The organism is Asticcacaulis sp. EMRT-3, assembly GCF_030027245.1.
GTDB lineage: Bacteria > Pseudomonadota > Alphaproteobacteria > Caulobacterales > Caulobacteraceae > Asticcacaulis.
In genome coordinates this window covers 1,806,019-1,823,038 of the sequence record NZ_JASERT010000001.1, presented here as the reverse complement: position 1 = coordinate 1,823,038, position 17,020 = coordinate 1,806,019, and the positions used below count along the sequence as shown (strand labels likewise).

16 protein-coding genes are annotated in these 17,020 nt (G+C 61.0%); 13 read left to right on the top strand and 3 right to left on the bottom strand.

Going from position 1 to position 17,020, the window contains the following annotated elements; translation table 11 throughout:
- Nucleotides 1–181: 181 nt before the first annotated feature.
- From cysK to QB905_RS08720, 5 genes are all read left to right on the top strand, one after another.
- Nucleotides 182–1,180, top strand: coding sequence for a cysteine synthase A (gene cysK, locus QB905_RS08740; RefSeq protein WP_282974439.1), 999 nt, complete (start codon nucleotides 182–184; stop codon nucleotides 1,178–1,180).
- A gap of 104 nt (nucleotides 1,181–1,284) precedes the next feature.
- Nucleotides 1,285–2,520, top strand: a complete 1,236-nt coding sequence (locus QB905_RS08735) for a DUF2336 domain-containing protein (protein WP_282975606.1) — start codon at nucleotides 1,285–1,287, stop codon at nucleotides 2,518–2,520.
- Between the two features lie 133 nt (nucleotides 2,521–2,653).
- Nucleotides 2,654–3,082, top strand: a complete 429-nt coding sequence (locus tag QB905_RS08730; protein WP_282974438.1) for a Ros/MucR family transcriptional regulator — start codon at nucleotides 2,654–2,656, stop codon at nucleotides 3,080–3,082.
- Nucleotides 3,083–3,290: 208 nt separating this feature from the next.
- Entirely contained in the window at nucleotides 3,291–3,797 is a 507-nt protein-coding gene (mopJ, locus tag QB905_RS08725; protein WP_282974436.1) for a motility/cell cycle regulatory protein MopJ, read from the top strand.
- Between the two features lie 238 nt (nucleotides 3,798–4,035).
- Nucleotides 4,036–4,500, top strand: a complete 465-nt coding sequence (locus QB905_RS08720) for a helix-turn-helix domain-containing protein (protein WP_282974434.1) — start codon at nucleotides 4,036–4,038, stop codon at nucleotides 4,498–4,500.
- Here QB905_RS08720 and QB905_RS08715 read toward each other — a convergent pair.
- On the bottom strand, nucleotides 4,438–4,860 hold the full coding sequence (locus QB905_RS08715) for a SufE family protein (RefSeq protein WP_282974432.1): 423 nt from the start codon (nucleotides 4,858–4,860) through the stop codon (nucleotides 4,438–4,440). The two genes, QB905_RS08720 and QB905_RS08715, sit on opposite strands and share 63 nt — an antisense overlap.
- Before the next feature lie 75 nt (nucleotides 4,861–4,935).
- Entirely contained in the window at nucleotides 4,936–5,703 is a 768-nt protein-coding gene (locus tag QB905_RS08710; RefSeq protein ID WP_282974430.1) for a sensor histidine kinase, read from the bottom strand.
- Nucleotides 5,704–6,015: 312 nt separating this feature from the next.
- Here QB905_RS08710 and QB905_RS08705 point away from each other — a divergent pair, with 312 nt between their 5' ends.
- Nucleotides 6,016–7,857, top strand: a complete 1,842-nt coding sequence (locus tag QB905_RS08705; RefSeq protein ID WP_282974428.1) for a HAMP domain-containing sensor histidine kinase — start codon at nucleotides 6,016–6,018, stop codon at nucleotides 7,855–7,857.
- On the opposite strand, the gene QB905_RS08700 is transcribed toward QB905_RS08705, so the two are convergent.
- Complete coding sequence (locus QB905_RS08700; RefSeq protein WP_282974426.1) at nucleotides 7,858–8,865, bottom strand: hypothetical protein; 1,008 nt, start codon at nucleotides 8,863–8,865, stop codon at nucleotides 7,858–7,860.
- An 88-nt stretch (nucleotides 8,866–8,953) separates the two neighbouring features.
- Between QB905_RS08700 and QB905_RS08695 the strand changes: the two genes are divergently transcribed.
- From QB905_RS08695 to QB905_RS08665, 7 genes are all read left to right on the top strand, one after another.
- Nucleotides 8,954–9,307 (top strand): DUF1491 family protein, encoded by a 354-nt coding sequence (locus QB905_RS08695; RefSeq protein WP_282974425.1) that lies wholly within the window; start codon nucleotides 8,954–8,956, stop codon nucleotides 9,305–9,307.
- Between the two features lie 74 nt (nucleotides 9,308–9,381).
- A complete protein-coding gene (locus QB905_RS08690) occupies nucleotides 9,382–9,771 on the top strand; it encodes a hypothetical protein (protein ID WP_282974424.1) in 390 nt (129 codons plus the stop codon).
- 112 nt (nucleotides 9,772–9,883) lie between these two features.
- Nucleotides 9,884–10,561, top strand: a complete 678-nt coding sequence (gene trhA / locus QB905_RS08685) for a PAQR family membrane homeostasis protein TrhA (protein WP_282974422.1) — start codon at nucleotides 9,884–9,886, stop codon at nucleotides 10,559–10,561.
- Nucleotides 10,562–10,709: 148 nt separating this feature from the next.
- Nucleotides 10,710–12,314, top strand: coding sequence for a peptide chain release factor 3 (locus tag QB905_RS08680; protein WP_282975605.1), 1,605 nt, complete (start codon nucleotides 10,710–10,712; stop codon nucleotides 12,312–12,314).
- Nucleotides 12,315–12,721: 407 nt separating this feature from the next.
- Nucleotides 12,722–13,579 carry an aldo/keto reductase gene (locus tag QB905_RS08675; RefSeq protein ID WP_282974421.1) on the top strand — a complete coding sequence of 286 codons (858 nt, stop codon included), beginning with the start codon at nucleotides 12,722–12,724 and terminating at the stop codon, nucleotides 13,577–13,579.
- Nucleotides 13,580–13,897: 318 nt separating this feature from the next.
- Entirely contained in the window at nucleotides 13,898–15,232 is a 1,335-nt protein-coding gene (locus tag QB905_RS08670; protein WP_282974420.1) for a hypothetical protein, read from the top strand.
- Between the two features lie 83 nt (nucleotides 15,233–15,315).
- On the top strand, nucleotides 15,316–17,016 hold the full coding sequence (locus QB905_RS08665) for a carboxylesterase/lipase family protein (protein ID WP_282974418.1): 1,701 nt from the start codon (nucleotides 15,316–15,318) through the stop codon (nucleotides 17,014–17,016).
- The last annotated feature ends 4 nt before the right edge of the window (nucleotides 17,017–17,020 follow it).

Here is a 17,020-nt window from a genome sequence, read left to right as displayed (position 1 = left end):
GGAACTCACTATTCATGTGAGCTGATTTGCCTTAAATTTGAAGTCAGGACGATATAAGATATTTTAAAATCATCTTAACGGAAGGGCAGGCCTTCAGTGCGTAAAAGCATTGTGTTACCGCAAACCCCTCGTTTTGAACGCTCCATCAGAAAACGCCACCAGAAACTTTCAGGAGACACTCATGGCCAATTCCTCATCATCGACAGGCCCAGCGACCGGCAGCCATAAACTGGCCCGCAAAGGGCGCGGCAAGATTTTCGATTCGATCCTCGATACGATGGGCGATACGCCGCTGATCCGCCTGCCGCGCCTGTCCGAAGCGCTGGGGGCGAAAGCCACTGTTCTGGCCAAGCTTGAATTTTTCAATCCGCTGTCCTCGGTCAAGGATCGCATCGGCATCGCCATGATCGAGGCCGCCGAAGCCTCAGGCAAGCTGAAGCCGGGCGGCACGATCATCGAGGCCACATCCGGCAATACCGGCATTGCGCTCGCCTTCGTCTCGGCCGCCAAGGGCTATAAGTGCATTCTGGTCATGCCGGAATCGATGTCGATCGAACGCCGCAAAATGCTGTTGCTGCTCGGCGCTCGCCTCGAACTGACCCCGGCGGAAAAGGGGATGCGCGGCGCGATCAACCGCGCGCAGGAACTGCTGGCCGAAACACCCGGTGCCATTATCCCTGCCCAGTTTGAAAATGAGGCCAATCCGCTCGTCCATCGTCTATCGACCGCCGAAGAAATCTGGAACGATACGGATGGGGCCGTCGATGTAGTGGTGTCGGGCGTCGGCACGGGCGGCACGATTTCGGGCGTCGGCGAAGTGCTGAAGGCGAAAAAGCCGTCGGTGAAAATGATCGCTATCGAGCCGGAATCCTCGGCCATCCTGTCGGGCGGCGAACCGGGGCCGCATAAGATTCAGGGCATAGGCGCGGGTTTCGTGCCCGCCATTCTGGATCGTGGCGTGATCGATGGCGTGGAAAAGGTCAGCAATGACGCCGCCTTTGCTATGGCGCGCAAATCGGCCAGCTTAGAGGGGCTGCCGGTCGGAATTTCGTCGGGCGCGGCGCTCGAAGTGGCCTTTCGTCTGGCAACGCAGGATGCGTATGCCGGCAAGACGATTGTGGCCATCATCCCGTCCTTTGCCGAACGTTACCTGTCGACCGCCCTGTTCGACGGGCTTTAATGCGTCTGCGGCGCCATCCTTAATCGTGCTACACAAAAGATTAACGGATGGCGCGCATGATCGCGGCCATGTCGATTTCAAGCGCGTCCGCCGGTGCCTTCGCCATGCCTGAGGAAGGTGTGGATTCCGAGGCTGTGCGCGCGGACGACTCAGCGCAGCCTGAACCGAAATTTCAGGCGCGCCATGTGCTTATGCGCCGCCTCGCCGATGTGGTCTGCCTGCCGGAAAGCCGGATCAACGCCTTCGAGCGCGCCGTCACCGCCGATCTGCTGGTCGAGATGCTGCGCGAATCGGCGCTGGCCGACCGGGTGCGTGTGGCCAGGCGCGTCAGCATCTTGGCGGAAGTGCCCAATTCACTGGTGCGCGTGCTGATCATCGATGCGCCAGACGTGGCGCAGCACCTGATCGAGAACTGCGACGCCCTGGGCGACAGCGACCTGCATTTCTGCGCCCGCAACGGCAACAGCGATCACCACAGGCTGCTGGCTGCGCGCAAGGAATTGCCGGGCATACTGTGTGAAGCCCTGGTTGATACCGGCGACATCACCGTGATCGAGATCCTGCTCAAAAATCTGCGCGCCCGCCTGTCGCAACCGGCGCTGGAGGCCATTGTGGCCATGAGTCAGGATCATCCGCATCTCATTCCTCTGCTCATGAAGCGCAGCGAAATGCGCCCGTCCTCGGCCTATGTGCTGTTCTGGTGGGCCGATGCCGACTGCCGCCGTCAGATTCTGACGCGCTTTGGTGTCAACCGCGACATCATGCAGGATATGGCGTCGGATGTGTTCGGCATGGTGGCGCAGGAAAAGTGGCAGGATCCTTTGTCGCGCAAGGCGCTGCAATTCATCGAGCGCCGCCAGCGCAACCGCGAGGCGCTCAAAAAAAGCCCCTATGCCTCGCTGGAAGACGCCATTGCTGAAGCCGCCAAGAATGGCATGACGCGCAAGGTGGCTGAGGAAATCGCCTATCTGTCCGGCATCAAGCCCACCACGGGCGCCAAGCTGTTGCGCGATCGCGGCGGCGAGGGGCTGGCCGTGCTGTGCAAGGCCACCGGCCTGTCACGCAAGGCGCTGCGCGCTTTGTGGAAGGCGCTGCGCCGACCTTTGCGCGACGCCGATGGCCGTACCCATCCCGACCTGGCCAATGTGCTGGTCACCTACGACACCCTGGCCACCGACCGCGCCCAGACGGTGCTGCGTTACTGGAACTGGTCTTTGTCGTCGGCGCTCACCCATGTCATGTTGCGCGCCATTGCTTCGGGCGAGGACGCTGATCTTGATTCGATGAGTGTGCCGCAGCGCGCCGCCATGCTGGCTTTCGCTCAGGATTTGAAGTCCTGAAAGCAGAATTTTCGGCCTGACCTTAAGTAAAACATTTGCTTTACATCGCCATCTGCGTTTTTTTGCATATTCAGACTTGAATAAGTCAAGACCTTGGCCTAGGTAAAGCGCGTGGTTTTCAAAGGATTTAGTAATGGAAAGCAAGACTGACGCCCTGGATATGACAGCGGATATCGTTTCCGCCTTTGTCGGCAATAATTCAATGCCCGCCAGCGAGTTACCTGCGCTCATTCAAAGCGTGTATCAGGCTCTGAATGCAATATCGTCGGGCGAGGAAACCAAGACCGAAGCTCCCAAGGAGCCAGCGGTTTCTGTCAAGAAGTCCATTTCTTCTGATTTCATCGTCTGTTTAGAAGACGGACGCAAGTTTAAATCGCTGAAACGCCATTTGCGCACCAAGTACGGCATGAGCCCGGAAGATTATCGCGCCAAATGGGGACTGGCGAAAGACTATCCGATGGTGGCACCCAACTATGCCAAGGCGCGCTCCGACCTTGCCAAGCAGATGGGGCTCGGTCAGGGCGGCCGTCAGGTGGCACGCAAGGCCCGCGTTAAGGCATAAGCCGCCGAACAGGGTTTTAAGAATCAAGGCTCCGGTTTGATGACCGGAGCTTTTTTTATGGGCGTGCGGGCGGTTATGCACATGCGCTGGCAGAATGTGAAAGGCGCCGTTAACCCTTTTTTGCTTGCCAAGGAATCACCAGTTAAGAGAAGGTGAATTTGGGTGATTCGGTATGACATTTACGCTGGGGCAGTAGCGCTTATCACATATGGCTGGGTTAGCTTCCGAAATGCTGGTGGCGTTGCAAGCGCATGAAGCCATTTTCCGCTACTGGAAGAGCCTGCGTCGTCGTGGCCGTCTGCCTGCGCGCGCCGACCTCGATCCGGTGGCTATCCGCCTGCGCCTGCCTACCATCAGCCTGATCGATGTGCTGGATTGCGAAGCCGGCGTGAGGGCCGCCGCCTTTCGGCAGCGTCTGGCGGGCACCGAGCTGTTCACCGCCTATGGCGAGGAAATCACCGGCAAGACGCTCGACGCCATCTATACGCCGCAAGAAGCCGAATACTGGGCCGAACATCTCGATTTCGTGGTGTCGCAGCGCAAGCCGAATGTCGGCCTGCATTCGATGGCCTGGCGCGGCGCAGCCTCGCTCAGCCTGTTTTGGCTGCGCCTGCCCCTGTCCAGCGATGGACGAAATGTCGATATGATTCTGGGCCATGACGCCCTGATCGGCAGGGTTGATCTGGTCAATAGCGGAATCCGCTCGGCCTCCTGAAAGTTCGACGGCAAGCCGTTGTGATCCTCTGCCTGGCGATCTTGTCCCCGGTGCAATTTTCTTTGTGCGCGGGGAAACACCAAAAAAGAATTATATCAAAATATGCGCGCTATAGGTGTATCAAAGAGGATTATATGCCTATAATTATGTTTCAATAGGAAAGTTATCCTCTATATTGGCCAAACTCCTATGATCCGTGCTGTGTCATGAGGGCGCGGATTTTACGAGGCTATAGGCGATGATAAAGGGACGGACGGCGGATAAGAACGGCATGGAAAGCGGTAGCTCAACACAGGTGCATGGCGATGAGGAGCGGGCGCTTTTCGTGATGGAGCTTGTGGCCCTGGCCACGGGCGTTCCGGCCCATCAGATCGCCTGCGAAACGCGCAACCATGCCCGCGCGGCGCGAGCGCGGCAGATTGCCATGTATCTGTCCTATGTGGCCTGGCAATGGCCGCTGGCGCGCGTGGGCCGGGCCTTCGGGCGCGACCGCACCACGGCGGGCCATGCCTGCCGCCTGATCGAGGATTTGCGCGACGATGCTCTTTTCGATGCCCGGCTGGAAAGGCTGGAAGCCTGCCTGCAAAACGCCCCTGAACCCAAGGATGTCAAACTTTTGAGCCCCAACCTGCTTGAAATGTCAGGCGGTGGCGCGCTTGAGGCGTTCCACCATCGACATCAGGCCATTGGTGCGCTGCGATGACAGGGCTTCGTCGAGGCCGAGCCTTGTCAGCGTATCGCGGATGGAGAAGTCCTGAATCTCACTATAGGGCCGGTCATTGAGCAGGCGGATCAGTATGGCGATCAGACCCCTGACGATAAAGGCGTCGGAATCGCCGCGAAACTTCAGAATGCCCGGCGGGGCCGGATCCATCACCAGCCAGACCTGAGAGGCGCAGCCGCGCACGCGCGTGGCTTCGTTTTTTTCTTCCGGCGAGAGCGGTGTCAGATTCTTGCCGAGATCGATAATATAGCGGTAGCGCTCCTCCCAGTCGTCGAACAGCTCGAATTCCTCAAGCAGGTCGTTGAGGCGGCTGGACACATCGGAGGCGGCAAAGGACATATGGGCAAGGTCTTTTAAAGGAAGGGTCTGGCTCTATATGCGGCCTGTTCGGCGTAGTGCAAGTCTTTACACTTTTTAAGCCGCCGCAAAGCGCAGCACGGCCTTCAGCGCCTCGCCCTGGCGGGTAATGACGCCGAATTCGCCGCCCATCGCGTTACAGGTCAGCCTGACGATCGGCCAGCCGAGACCGGCACCTTCGCGGGTGCGGCTCAAAGCCGGTTCGCCCTGCTCAAAAGGCCGCATCAGGCGGGCAATATCGTCAGGCGCGGGGGCTTTGCCGCGATTGAAAACGGAAATATCGACCCTGTCGCCGCACTGGCGCGCCTTGATTTCGATGACATCGCCCTGGGCGGTGAAATCAATGGCATTATGCAGCAGATGATCGAGACAGGCCATCAGCCCCTTGGGATCGCAGACGGCTTGCAGGCCCTCTTCGCTGGGCAGAATGCGCAAGGCGATGCCGCGCTCTGTCGCCAGAGTCTGTACGCGCGCCACGGCCTCTTCCAGCCAGGGCAGAACCGGCTCCGGCACAGGATGGAAATCGCCGCCGCCTTCGAGGCGCATCATGTCGAGCACATTGTTGAACAGGCTTAACAGGCGCGTGCCGCTGTCGCGTATAATGCCTGCATATTCAATATATTGCGGTGATCCGAGCGGGCCGTAAAGTTCGCTGCGCAGGATTTCGGAAAAACCGATAATCGAATTGAGCGGAGTGCGCAATTCGTGGCTGACCATGCGCAGAAAGGCGCGTCGCGCCGTGTCGCGGTCAGGCGAGGCCGCCGGATCAAGCATCCAGCCCGGTGCTTCGCCGGGCGCAGGCTCGGTGTGCTGGGGGTAAGCCATGAAAAAACCCTGGGGCATCTGAGCCGGTCACGCTCGCCCATCGGGCAACATAGACGGGCGGTCTTAAGTTTGCCTTACCGGCTGGTTATGTCGTGGCTCACCAGGCCTGGCGTCGTCTGAGCTAAAATTATGTCTCGCAATTGTGTGTGCATAGCGGGATTCTTCGCTTGCCGGGGGAGAGGTTTCGTAATTTGCTACAGAACGGGTAAGATTCAAAAGTTTGAGAATCGTCGCAGGCGAAGATGTCGCGCGAACCTGATGTAAAACGAGAAAGCCGCGGGCGTGTCGCTGAAAGCCGACGTTGAGACTGCCATGAAATCGCAGGGACAGGCCGTCAGCGGCCTGCGCCTTGGTGTGGTCGTGTGGCATTTCGGCTGGGCAGGCTTTGTACTGCTGGCCATGTTGGGGATGCTGTTCCTGCCCGTATCCCTGTCGGTGATCGTGGCGCTGCTGTCCATGGCGATGCCGGGAGTGTGCTGCGTGCTGCTGTTGTCGCAGGACAATTATCTGAACCGGCGTGTGGTGATCTGGGCCTGGACACTGGGGGCGGCGGTGGCGGTGAGTCTGACCGGCGGCCTGACCGGCCCGCTGGCGGCCTGGGTGGCCATGCCGATGGTGGCCGCCGTGGTGCTCAATCAGCGTGTGCTGATCTCGTTGGGGGCCACACTGGCCTTCGTGGTGACATTGCTGGCGGCCTTTGTCAGCCTGTGGCAGGAAATGCCCACGCCCGGCGCGCAGGCCAGCCTTTGGCTGTCGCTGTTTTCAGTGTTTTCGCTGGTTGTAGGACTGGGTGTGGCACTGTTGCCCGCCCTGCGGGTGCGGGTGGAGCGCGCCGTCGATGCCGAGGAGGCGCGCGCCAGGCTTTTTCGCATGTTGACCGAGCAACCGGCCCTGATCGTGTGCCTCGATACGGCGGGACGGATGGTGTCGGCCTTTGGTGAAGCTCCGGCGGGGGTCGATCTCAAGGGCTTGCGTCAGGTGGGGCTGAGCGGGGCGGCGCATGTGCCGGATCGCGTCCATGTGACGGCGGCGCTGGAAACAGCCTTACGCGATGGCCGCTCAGAAGTCGGGTTTACGCCCCATGCCGGGCTGGATCACTATGTAGCCCTAAGTTTGCGCAAGGGTGAGGATGGCCGTCTGTATGGCGTGATGCGCGACGCATCGCTGCAACACGCCCATGAGGCGGGGCTGGAGGCCGCGCGCGGCGAGGCCGAGGCGCTGAATCAGGGCAAGACGCGCTTCGTGGCCAGTATGAGCCATGAATTGCGCACACCGCTCAACGCCGTCATCGGCTTTTCGGACATTATGCGCCAGCAGCTTTTCGGTGAGCTGTCGCCCAAATATACCGAATATGCGCAACTGATCTGGGAATCGGGCCAGCACGTCCTCGACCTGATCAATGATATTCTCGATATGTCGAAGATCGAGGCGCAAAAATACGAGTTGAGCCTTGAGGTGTTCGATATCCGCGAACCCGTTTCGCAGGCCTTGCGCCTGTTGCGCGCTCAGGCGCACGACAAGGGGATAGAGATTGTCAGCCAATTGCCGCCGGGGCCCCTGAGCGTTCAGGCTGATCGCCGCGCGGTCAAGCAGATATGCCTGAACCTGTTGGCCAACGCCTTGAAGTTCACGCCGCGCGAAGGCCATGTCGGGCTTGATCTCAGGGCGGTGGAAGGCGGGGTCAGTATCATCATCAGCGATACCGGTATCGGTATCGGGCCTGAGGATTTACAGCGCATCGGCCAGCCCTATGAACAGGGCGGGCCCGCCGAACAGCGCGCTATGGGCACGGGGCTGGGCCTGTCTATCGTCAAGGCTATGGCTCATTTGCTGGGCGGGCGGATGAGCCTGCATTCGGTGCTGGGCGAAGGCACCCGGGTGACGGTGGTGCTGCCGCGCGTCCAGGTCGAGGCCGACCCCGACCAGCCGCTGCTGCCGCTGGCTGATCCTCTCAGCGATTCGGAAAAAAAGCCGGAAGGCACAGATATGGCGGGGCCGGGCACGGACGGCGACACCCAGGCCGTGGTGCAGTCGCTGGAAGCTTTCGTCCATGCGGCGCAATATCCGGTCTATAATCCGCTGGAAGATATTCACCGCGCGTCCGACAGCCTGCATGGCTTTGGCGAATTCGTGATCCGCCCGCCGAAAAGCTGATCAGTCCTGCGCCGGGCCCTGGGCGTGGCTGTAGGGCTGGGGCAGGGAGACGTACATCAGCCCGGTCATGAAGTCGCCGACCTCGAAGCGGACATAACGCGGGCCGTCGTCGAAATCGAACTCGACCACCATATCCTCGCGCGGATCAAGGCGCGCAATGGCAGGCCACGACCGGCTGGGGAAATCGAAGCGCACGGCGCTGACCGGAACGGCCTTGCCGGCATAGTCGCCAGTGACGGTGAAACCGGCCAGATTGGTATGCGGGGCGGCGCTCAGTACCGTGTCGAGGGTGGCGGAAGCGCGCGCCATGAAGGCGAGTGGCGCATCACCGGTGAATCCGGCAGGCGGCAGGGTTGAGACGCTCTGCGGCGACAGGTCGATCAGGCCATTGGCGACGCGATCAGCATCGCGCAGCAAAAGCCGCGCCGCATAAGGCTGCGCACCATCGGCAAAATGCGCCATGACGGTGAAGCGTGCATGGTCGAGCGGGCCATACAGGCCAAAAGCGAGATCGGCATCGGCCAGGTGCTGATATTGCACCAGCCGCCACGCATCATTCTCAGCAAAGCTGCGGTCGGCGCTCCAGACACTGCGTGTGCCGGGCAGGGTGAGATGGCTCTGGGCGATGAAGCCGCGATAGGCGCTGTCGGCCGTGGCGAAATCGCTGGTGAGGCGCGGATCATCGCAAGGTGTAGCCAAGGCGGCGGCGCGGGCGCGCGCCAGCCACGGGCCAAGATCGTCCATGCTGTGACCGGCGCGCAAGGCTGTGTTGCGCGCTTGCAGATAACCGGCCTTCAGCGCCGTGGCGGCGGCATCGGGCAGGGCGTGGCAGCGCGCATCGGCATTGGCCAGGAAATAGCGGCTGACCGTGGTGGCGGTGACGGCATCGGCGGCGTCGGCGGCGATAACGGCGGGGGCGGCGGCCAGACAGAAGGCGGCAAAACCAGCCAGCGCGCCTGTCAGGCTGCGCTTCAGAGCCGCTTTCGTGCCGGGATATGTTTTTTTCATGCCGCCGCTTTTGCTATAGGAACGCCTGGTATGACATGCACTATAAGGCAGCAGGCTTAGGGTCTGGTTGCCAAACAGGGTTAAGCCTATGTTACTCAATGCGGATATGTGGGTTTCGGCGCTGGTTCGGCGGGCGGGGCTGGCGGGCGGCTTTGCCTATGTGGCGAAGCGCGGCGACCGCGCCCACGGTTCGGTGCTGCTGAAGGTGGTCAATCTGCGCACGCGCGACGCCTATCTGCTGCGTGAGGTGACGATGGGCGATGAAACCGTGTGGATAAGGCCGCTCGACAGTCTGGACGAGGGCGCGCTTGACCTCTATACGGAGCGCCAGCTTCGTTATGATCCCGATCTGTGGGTGGTCGAGATCGAGGATGCGCACGGGCGGCACTTCCTGACGGAAAAGGTTGAGGGCGCGCCCGAAGGCTCCGGCGAAACAGGGTGAACGCCGCGTTCACCGTCTTCTTCAATTAAAAAACAAAACCTTTCAGCTAGGGTGAAATACCGCGTAACCGACCTATGGGTATTCGTTTGTATTTCCTCCTCAATGACCTTGTCCTGCAACTTGAACCCGCCAACATGATGCACCCGCTTGATGCGGATCGTTTTGCGTCGCTGAGCGCTGACTATATTGCGCAACTCGGCAAGGAAATGTTTGCAGAAGACGCACAGGCCCACCGTCATAATGCCGAACGCGCCCGCCGACTGGCCTATCTGATCCAGCTCAAAATGCCGCGCGTCAATGCCGCCCAGTTTATGGCCACGGGCGTGGGCGGGGTGGAACAGGTGGAGGCCAGCTTCAAATCGCTGAACGAAATGGCGATGGGCATGATGTACGAACAGCAGATGTGCGGCCAGCTTGATGCCCATAAGGTTGATTACGAGGTCTGGCACCGCATGGCGGCCTGATGTCGCATGGGCTTGCGGCATGGATAAGCTTACGCTAACGTCAGTTTACGACGACATGATTGTTGATGTGACGTGATTGGCCGTAAAGCTGTGAAAGGCGTAAACTGAAGCCATGAATATCAAGCTGACCTTGCCGCATTACCCCACCGCCTGGGCGCGCCATGCCGATCTGATCGTGCATATCATCGGGCTGGCTTTTGCGCTGTTCGGCGGCGGTGTGGCGCTGGGTCTGGCCGTCAGTCATGGCCTGATCGGCAAGGTGGCGGCGGTGATCGTCTATGCGGTCGGCATGATCGCCATGCTGGCCTTTTCGACTGCCTATAATTTCGCCAAGCCGTCATGGCAGCCCTTTTTGCGCCGGCTCGATCATGCCGGTATTTTTCTGATGATCGCCGCCAGCTATACACCCTTCACCACACAGGCGCTGAAAGGCGGCTGGGCTCTGTGGATGAGTGTGGCCGTATGGTCGCTGGCCGCCCTGGGCATGTTGGGTAAGCTTTTGCTGCCCAATCTGTCGCATTCGGGCTGGGGCAAGGGGCTTTGGGTGGCGCTTTATCTGGCGCTCGGCTGGCTGGTGGTGATCGCCATCCGGCCGATGGTGCGCGAAGTGCCGCCCGCCGCCCTGATCCTGCTGGCCACCGGCGGTGTGGTCTATTCGGTCGGCACCATCTTCTACATGATGAAAAAGCTGAAATTCCGCCGCGCCATCTGGCACGGCCACGTCATCACCGGTGCCGTGCTGCAATATGTGGCGGTGCTGGTCGGCGTGGTGCTGACGACGGCGAAATAGACCGTTTTGGAAAGCGAATATCAACTTGTACCCGAATGGGTTCTGGTCTGCGCAAGTTGGCATAAGCCCTACGGCTTATTCTGCTGAAGGCATGTTGCGGGGGTTTCTTGCTTTGACTTTTGCCCGCCAAAGCCGTATCGCCACGGCCATGTCCAACACCCCCGAAACCGAAGCGCCCCGGCGCAGAACCTTCGCCATCATCTCGCACCCGGACGCCGGTAAGACGACGCTGACCGAGCATCTGCTGCTGGCGGGCGGTTCGATCCGCGCCGCCGGGCAGGTCAGGGCGCGCGGTGAAAACCGCCGCACGCGCTCCGACTGGATGAAGATCGAAAAGGAACGCGGTATTTCGGTGTCGTCCTCGGTCATGACGTTTGAGCATGACGGGCTGATGTTCAATCTGCTCGACACGCCGGGCCACGAGGACTTTTCGGAAGACACCTACCGGACGCTCACCGCCGCCGACGCCGCCGTCATGGTGCTGGACGCCGCCAAGGGCATCGAGCCGCAGACGCTGAAACTGTTCGAGGTGTGCCGCCTGCGCGACATCCCGATCATCACCTTCATCAACAAGATGGACCGCGAGGCCGAAGACCCGCTGGCCCTGCTCGATGAGGTGGCGTCGAAGCTGCAACTCGACCCGTCGCCGCTCTACTGGCCCGCCGGTTCGGGTAACCGTTTTCGCGGCATGATCGAACTGAAGACCGGGCTTTTCCATCCCTTCACCCGGCGCGAGTCGGCCGCGGAATATGATCAGGGCCATGATGAGGCCGTGCCGGTCGATGAGGCTGTGGCAAAGGGCTGGCTCGATGCTGCCGAACTGGCCGAGCTGAAGGATACGGCGGAGCTGATCGAGGGCGGCTTCAAGCCGTTTGACCGGATGAGCTTCCTGGAAGGCCATATGACGCCGGTGATCTTCGGCTCGGCGCTGCGCCATTACGGCGTCAACCCGTTGCTGGCGGCGATTGGCGGTTTTGCGCCGCCACCCAAGCGGGTCAAGGCGTCGAGAAACGGCGTCGATGCGACCGTCGATCCGACCGAGAAAGAGGTGACGGGCTTCGTGTTCAAGGTGCAGGCCAATATGGACCCCAATCACCGCGACCGCATTGCCATGCTGAAACTGACCTCCGGCAAGTTTACGCGCGGCATGAAGCTGAAGGTGCAGAACACGGCCAAGCAGATCTCGGTCAATGCGCCGATCATGTTCTTCGCCTCCGACCGCGAACTGGCCGAAAATGCCTTTGGCGGCGACGTGATCGGCATCCCGAACCACGGCGTCTTGCGCGTGGGGGATAGTTTGTCGGAAAGCGGCACGGTGCGCTTTGCCGGTCTGCCGAACTTTGCGCCGGAAATCTTGCAGCGCGTGCGCGTCAAAGACCCGCTCAAGGCCAAGCACCTGAAAAAGGCGCTGGAAAGCCTGGCCGAAGAGGGGGTGACGCAGCTTTTCCGCCCCTCGATCGGTTCGGATTTCATCGTCGGCGCGGTGGGTCAGCTCCAGTTCGAGGTGATGGCCGATCGTCTGGCCAATGAATATGGGCTGGAATGCCTGTTCGAGCCATCGCCCTTCTCTGAGGCGCGCTGGCTGGGCGGTGATCCAGCCAAGATCGAGGATTTTGCCGGTAAGTATCGCTCGGCGATGGGGGCGGATATTGACGAAGCGCCGGTCTTCCTGGGGAAGTCGGCCTGGGAGATCAATTACGTCGCCGAGCGCTTCCCGGATGTCAGCTTCCAGCGGACGAAAGAGCGCGGCTAGAACAACGAGCGTTTAATTTGACTTACAAATTGAAGGCGAGATGCGGAAAAACGCCAAATGTAGAGCGGGTTGCATGCCTTTGACCGGTTCAATCAGAATGCAAACCGCTCTAAGACGGATCGGCATTCAGAAACCCCTCCGTCATCTTCGCCCTGTCGGGCTCGATGCCACCTCCCCGTTTTCGCTTCGCTCGACAGGGAGGAGGGATGTGCCGCCTGCCTCCCTCCTCTCCTGTAGCGCAGCGTACGGGGGAGGTGTCGAGCAAGCGAAGCGCGTCGAGACGGAGGGGGGCACTTTCTTCAGCAAGGGGCTGAATGTCGATTCGTCCTGGGGGTTTTTCTGCCATAGCGCCTTTTGATCTGCGAATGAGCCCCTATCTGTAGTCTCTGCACAGAAGGAGCCAAGCCATGACCGCACTCGCAACCTTTTCCATCGGCGGCGACCTCACCGTTCATCGTCTGGGCTACGGCGCCATGCGCATTACCGGCCCCGGCGTGTGGGGGGAACCAAAGGATCGTGACGAGGCGATCCGCACCCTGAAGCGCCTGCCCGAACTGGGCGTCAACTTCATCGACACCGCCGATTCCTATGGGCCTGACGTGTCGGAAAAGCTGATCCGCGAGGCTCTGCATCCCTATGACGGACTGGTCATCGCCACCAAGGCGGGCCTGACGCGGCAAGGGCCGAATATCTGGACGCCGAAGGGCGATCCCGACTATCTGATCGCCGAGGCGCACAAAAGCCGCGAGCAACTGGGCGTCGAACACATCGATCTGTGGCAGTTGCACCGTATCGACCCCAAGGTGGCGCGCGATGAGCAGTTTGATGCGGTCAAGCGCCTGCTCGATGATGGCGTCATCCATCACGCGGGCCTGTCGGAAGTGTCGGTGGAAGACATCAAGGCGGCACGCAAGGTCTTTCCGGTCGCCACCGTGCAGAATAAGTTTAATCTGATCGAGCGCCAGAGCGAGGATGTGCTCGACTATTGCGAGGCCGAGGGTATCGGCTTTATTCCGTGGTATCCGCTGGCGGCGGGCAAGCTGGCAAAGCCTGGCGGCCTGGTCGATATGATCGCGCAAAAGCTGAGCGCCACGCAGGGGCAGGTGACCCTGGCCTGGATGCTGAAGCGTTCAAAGGTCATGCTGCCCATTCCCGGCACCAGCCAGGTGAAACATCTCGAAGACAATGTGAAGGCGGCGGGTCTGACGCTCAGTGATGCGGATTTCGCGGCGCTTGATGCGGCGGGGCGGGCAGCAGGCGGCTAGATTTTCGTCAAGATTTACCCCTCCGTCTCGACGCGCTTCGCTTGCTCGCCACCTCCCCACGCGATGCGCAGGGAGGAGGTAATAGCATTGAGAGGAAGAATGGCGGCACATCCCTCCTCTCTGCGCTTAAAACGCGGGGAGGTGCCGACGTAGTCGGCGGAGGGGTTACTTTTCTGCTGACAACCATCGTCATGGAAAATTTGCCAAAATTCCAAACGTCAATTGGGCCCACGGCGCGGGGTTTGCAAAGTTGGTTCAGGAGCAGGCGGAGCGTATCGTCCTGATACGTTTTTTGACCGATCATTGACCAGAGCCAGCATGTTTGAGTTCGGACGCGAATTGCGGCGCATCTTCCGTCACCACGACCGGATCGATGCCGATACCAGCCTGTATGAGCTGATGAACCTGCAATTGCTGATCGCGCAGGGGCGGCAGTTCGATATTGAAGGCGGGCGGGTTTCGACGCGCGACCGTTTCAGCCCCTATCTTCAGGCGGCCCGCATCTGGCGCGAATATGCGCGTCGCACCGGCGATCCGGTGGCCATGCGCCGCGCCGCCGCCGCGGCTGAAAACGCGGGCAAGGATGCCCATACCGCCGCCGAAGCGGCGCAGGCCGCGCTGGAGCAGGCCCAGACCTGCCTGCTCAGCCACGATCTTTTTGAAACCGGCGATCTGCTGTCTTCGGCGGAAGACCTGCTGGCCAATGGCCGCCCCGCCGTGCAGGACGATGAAACCCTGCGCGCCCGCTATAACAGCGCCGAGGCGCAACTGGCGGCGCGGCTGGCCCTGACGCAAGGGGTGGGCGGGGACCTTGAACTGGCGCTTCTGGCCATGTCGCACATTGATCGCGCCGTCGAGCGCGCCGATCAGCTTGTGCAGAAATGCCATGCCAGTGCCGATAAGATTGAGGCCGCACAGGCGCGTTTTGAGCGCGCCGACCTTTTGATGAAGGTGGGGCTTGATCGCAGCGATTCCAGCCTGATGACGGCGGTGATCAGGGATTTCGAAGCCGTGATGGCCAGGCTCGATCCGGCCTATGAGCCCGTCACCTATGCGCGCGTCTTGCTCAGGCTGGCTCAGGCCCAGATCTGGAAGGGCGAGATCGACGGCAGGCCCGATATGGTCAGCGAGGGCATTGCCCTGTTGTCCAATGACGAAGCCTGTCTCGATTTCGAACATTCGCCGCTCGACTGGGCCACGCACCAGCAGGCTTTGGCCATGGGTTTGCAGGTTCTGGCCGAACTGACCCTGAACGCCGACCTGCATGAGCGCGCCTTGCAAGTGTATGATCTGGCCCTGAAGCGCCCCTTGCAAAAGGGTCTGGTACTGCGCGCCAGCCTGATCGAAGACCGGGCGCTGTGCCATACGCGCCATGCCGAAAGTCAGGGCGACTTAAAGGCGCTCGACGCCGCCGAGGCGCATTTCAAGATCGCCTTGCGCGCTACCAAGCCGCAGGACGATCCGGTCACCTGGGCCGTGCTTCAGATGCAGTTGGCGCGGCTCTATGTGGCGCGCGGCGATATGACCGGCTTCATGATGGAGCGCACCGAAGCGGCCTATGCACTGGATGCGGCGCTCGACATCTTTGCCGAACAGGGATTGCGCGGCCTGAGTGCTTCGGCCAGAAGCTTGCAGGAACGGGTAAAGTCCTGATTTTCTGATAGCGCTAACAAAAACCTTGCCGTTCCCAAAAGCGCGGCGTAGCCTGCCTGAAAATCTCAAGCAGGGACAACGCCATGACATATCTCAATCGCCGCAGCGTAATGGCTGCCGGTCTGGTCACAAGTGGTCTGGGTTTTGCGGGTTTGGCGGGCCAAGCGGATGCCCAGGATTTGGCTACGTCCACCCTTATTACCGCCCCCTTTGTTGAGATAGACACCCCCAGCGGTCGGGTGCGCGGCGGCCATGAGCGTGGGGCCGTGGCCTTCAAGGGCGTCCCCTATGCCGGTTCGGTGTCGGGTGCAAACCGTTTCAAAGCCCCGCCAAAGGTGACGCCGTGGAGCGGCGTTTTCGATGCGCTCAAGCTGGGCGCGCCCGCGCCGCAAACGCCGGGTTCGACCTATGGCGAACAGGAACCGGCGCGCAGCGAAGACTGCCTCGTGCTCAATGTCTGGACGCCAGCGGTCAAGGATGGTCGCAAGCGCCCGGTCATGGTGTATCTGCATGGCGGCGGCTATTCGACCGGATCGGGCGGATCGCCCACCCAGGACGGGGCGCGGCTGGCGGCGCTTTACGATGTGGTGGTTGTGGCCCCCAATCACCGCCTCGGCCTGCTGGGTTTTTTGTGGCTCGGCGATTTGCTGGGGCAGGACTATGCCACATCCGGCAATCAATCGATGTTTGATATAATCGCCTCGCTGGAATGGGTGCGCGATCATATCGAGGCCTTTGGCGGCGATCCCCGCAATGTAACGGTCTTTGGTGAATCGGGTGGCGGTGCCAAGGTGGGCACGCTGCTCGGTATGCCGCAGGCGAAGGGTTTGTTCCACAAGGCGGGTATCCAGAGCGGGGCGCAGCTCAGGCGCATGACGCGCGCCACGGCCGCCGAAACAGCGCAGCGCCTGATGCGGGCGCTGGGCTTGAGTGATGCGCGCAAACTGCTCGACGTGCCGGTGCAGACCCTGCTCAAGCTGCAATGGGCCGGTGAAAACGGGCAGGGGCCATTGATGCAGGCGACGCCGGGTTTCACCGCCCCGCCCGCACCCGACATGCCCGGTATTTCCTTTTCGGAATCGACCGTGCCCGGTCATTTCGGCCCGGTGGTGGATGGCACATGCCTGCCAGTCGATCCGTTCGATCCGGTGGCCACACCCCTGTGCGCCGATGTGCCCCTGCTGATTTCCAATAACAAGACCGAGGCGGCCTTCTTCTTCATGGGCCAGCCGGAGATTTTCAATATGGATGCGCCAGCGCTTGAGGCGCGGATGAAGACCGAATATGGCGACAAGGCTGCGACGGTTTTGGCCACCTATCGCCAGCTATACCCGGTCGCTACGCCATCGCAGCTTTATCTGAAGATCGCCACGGCGCGCACGATGGGCGTCGAAACGACCGTGCTGGCCGACCGAAAGGCCGCGCAAGGTGCGCCCGTCTATCGCTATCGCTGGGATTATGCGTCGAACCTGCCGGTGCCAGGCACGAAGGCCACGCTGGGCGCGGGTCATGCCACCGACATCGGGCCGACATTTGCCAATTTCGATGAAAAGGGCCTGCATGGCGATGGGCCGGGGGTGAAGGCGGCTTCGCTCAATCTCAGCGCCATCTGGGCCAGCTTCGCCCATACGGGCAAGCCGTCCGCGCCGGGCGTGGCCGACTGGCCAGCCTATGCGGTGGCGACGCGGCCCACTGTTCTGGTCGATACGGGCTGTACGCTGGCCAATGATCCCGATGGCGTGGCGCGCGCCATGTGGCTGCAACTCGATCCGGACTGGGTTTAGGACG

Bases quoted from the DNA above. Each gene is read 5' to 3' on its own strand.
- cysK (WP_282974439.1), top strand. From the start codon at position 182: ATGGCCAATTCCTCATCATCGACAGGCCCAGCGACCGGCAGCCATAAA.
- QB905_RS08735 (WP_282975606.1), top strand. From the start codon at position 1,285: ATGCCTGAGGAAGGTGTGGATTCCGAGGCTGTGCGCGCGGACGACTCA.
- QB905_RS08730 (WP_282974438.1), top strand. From the start codon at position 2,654: ATGGAAAGCAAGACTGACGCCCTGGATATGACAGCGGATATCGTTTCC.
- mopJ (WP_282974436.1), top strand. From the start codon at position 3,291: ATGGCTGGGTTAGCTTCCGAAATGCTGGTGGCGTTGCAAGCGCATGAA.
- QB905_RS08720 (WP_282974434.1), top strand. From the start codon at position 4,036: ATGATAAAGGGACGGACGGCGGATAAGAACGGCATGGAAAGCGGTAGC.
- QB905_RS08715 (WP_282974432.1), bottom strand. From the start codon at position 4,860: ATGTCCTTTGCCGCCTCCGATGTGTCCAGCCGCCTCAACGACCTGCTT.
- QB905_RS08710 (WP_282974430.1), bottom strand. From the start codon at position 5,703: ATGGCTTACCCCCAGCACACCGAGCCTGCGCCCGGCGAAGCACCGGGC.
- QB905_RS08705 (WP_282974428.1), top strand. From the start codon at position 6,016: ATGAAATCGCAGGGACAGGCCGTCAGCGGCCTGCGCCTTGGTGTGGTC.
- QB905_RS08700 (WP_282974426.1), bottom strand. From the start codon at position 8,865: ATGAAAAAAACATATCCCGGCACGAAAGCGGCTCTGAAGCGCAGCCTG.
- QB905_RS08695 (WP_282974425.1), top strand. From the start codon at position 8,954: ATGTTACTCAATGCGGATATGTGGGTTTCGGCGCTGGTTCGGCGGGCG.
- QB905_RS08690 (WP_282974424.1), top strand. From the start codon at position 9,382: ATGGGTATTCGTTTGTATTTCCTCCTCAATGACCTTGTCCTGCAACTT.
- trhA (WP_282974422.1), top strand. From the start codon at position 9,884: ATGAATATCAAGCTGACCTTGCCGCATTACCCCACCGCCTGGGCGCGC.
- QB905_RS08680 (WP_282975605.1), top strand. From the start codon at position 10,710: ATGTCCAACACCCCCGAAACCGAAGCGCCCCGGCGCAGAACCTTCGCC.
- QB905_RS08675 (WP_282974421.1), top strand. From the start codon at position 12,722: ATGACCGCACTCGCAACCTTTTCCATCGGCGGCGACCTCACCGTTCAT.
- QB905_RS08670 (WP_282974420.1), top strand. From the start codon at position 13,898: ATGTTTGAGTTCGGACGCGAATTGCGGCGCATCTTCCGTCACCACGAC.
- QB905_RS08665 (WP_282974418.1), top strand. From the start codon at position 15,316: ATGACATATCTCAATCGCCGCAGCGTAATGGCTGCCGGTCTGGTCACA.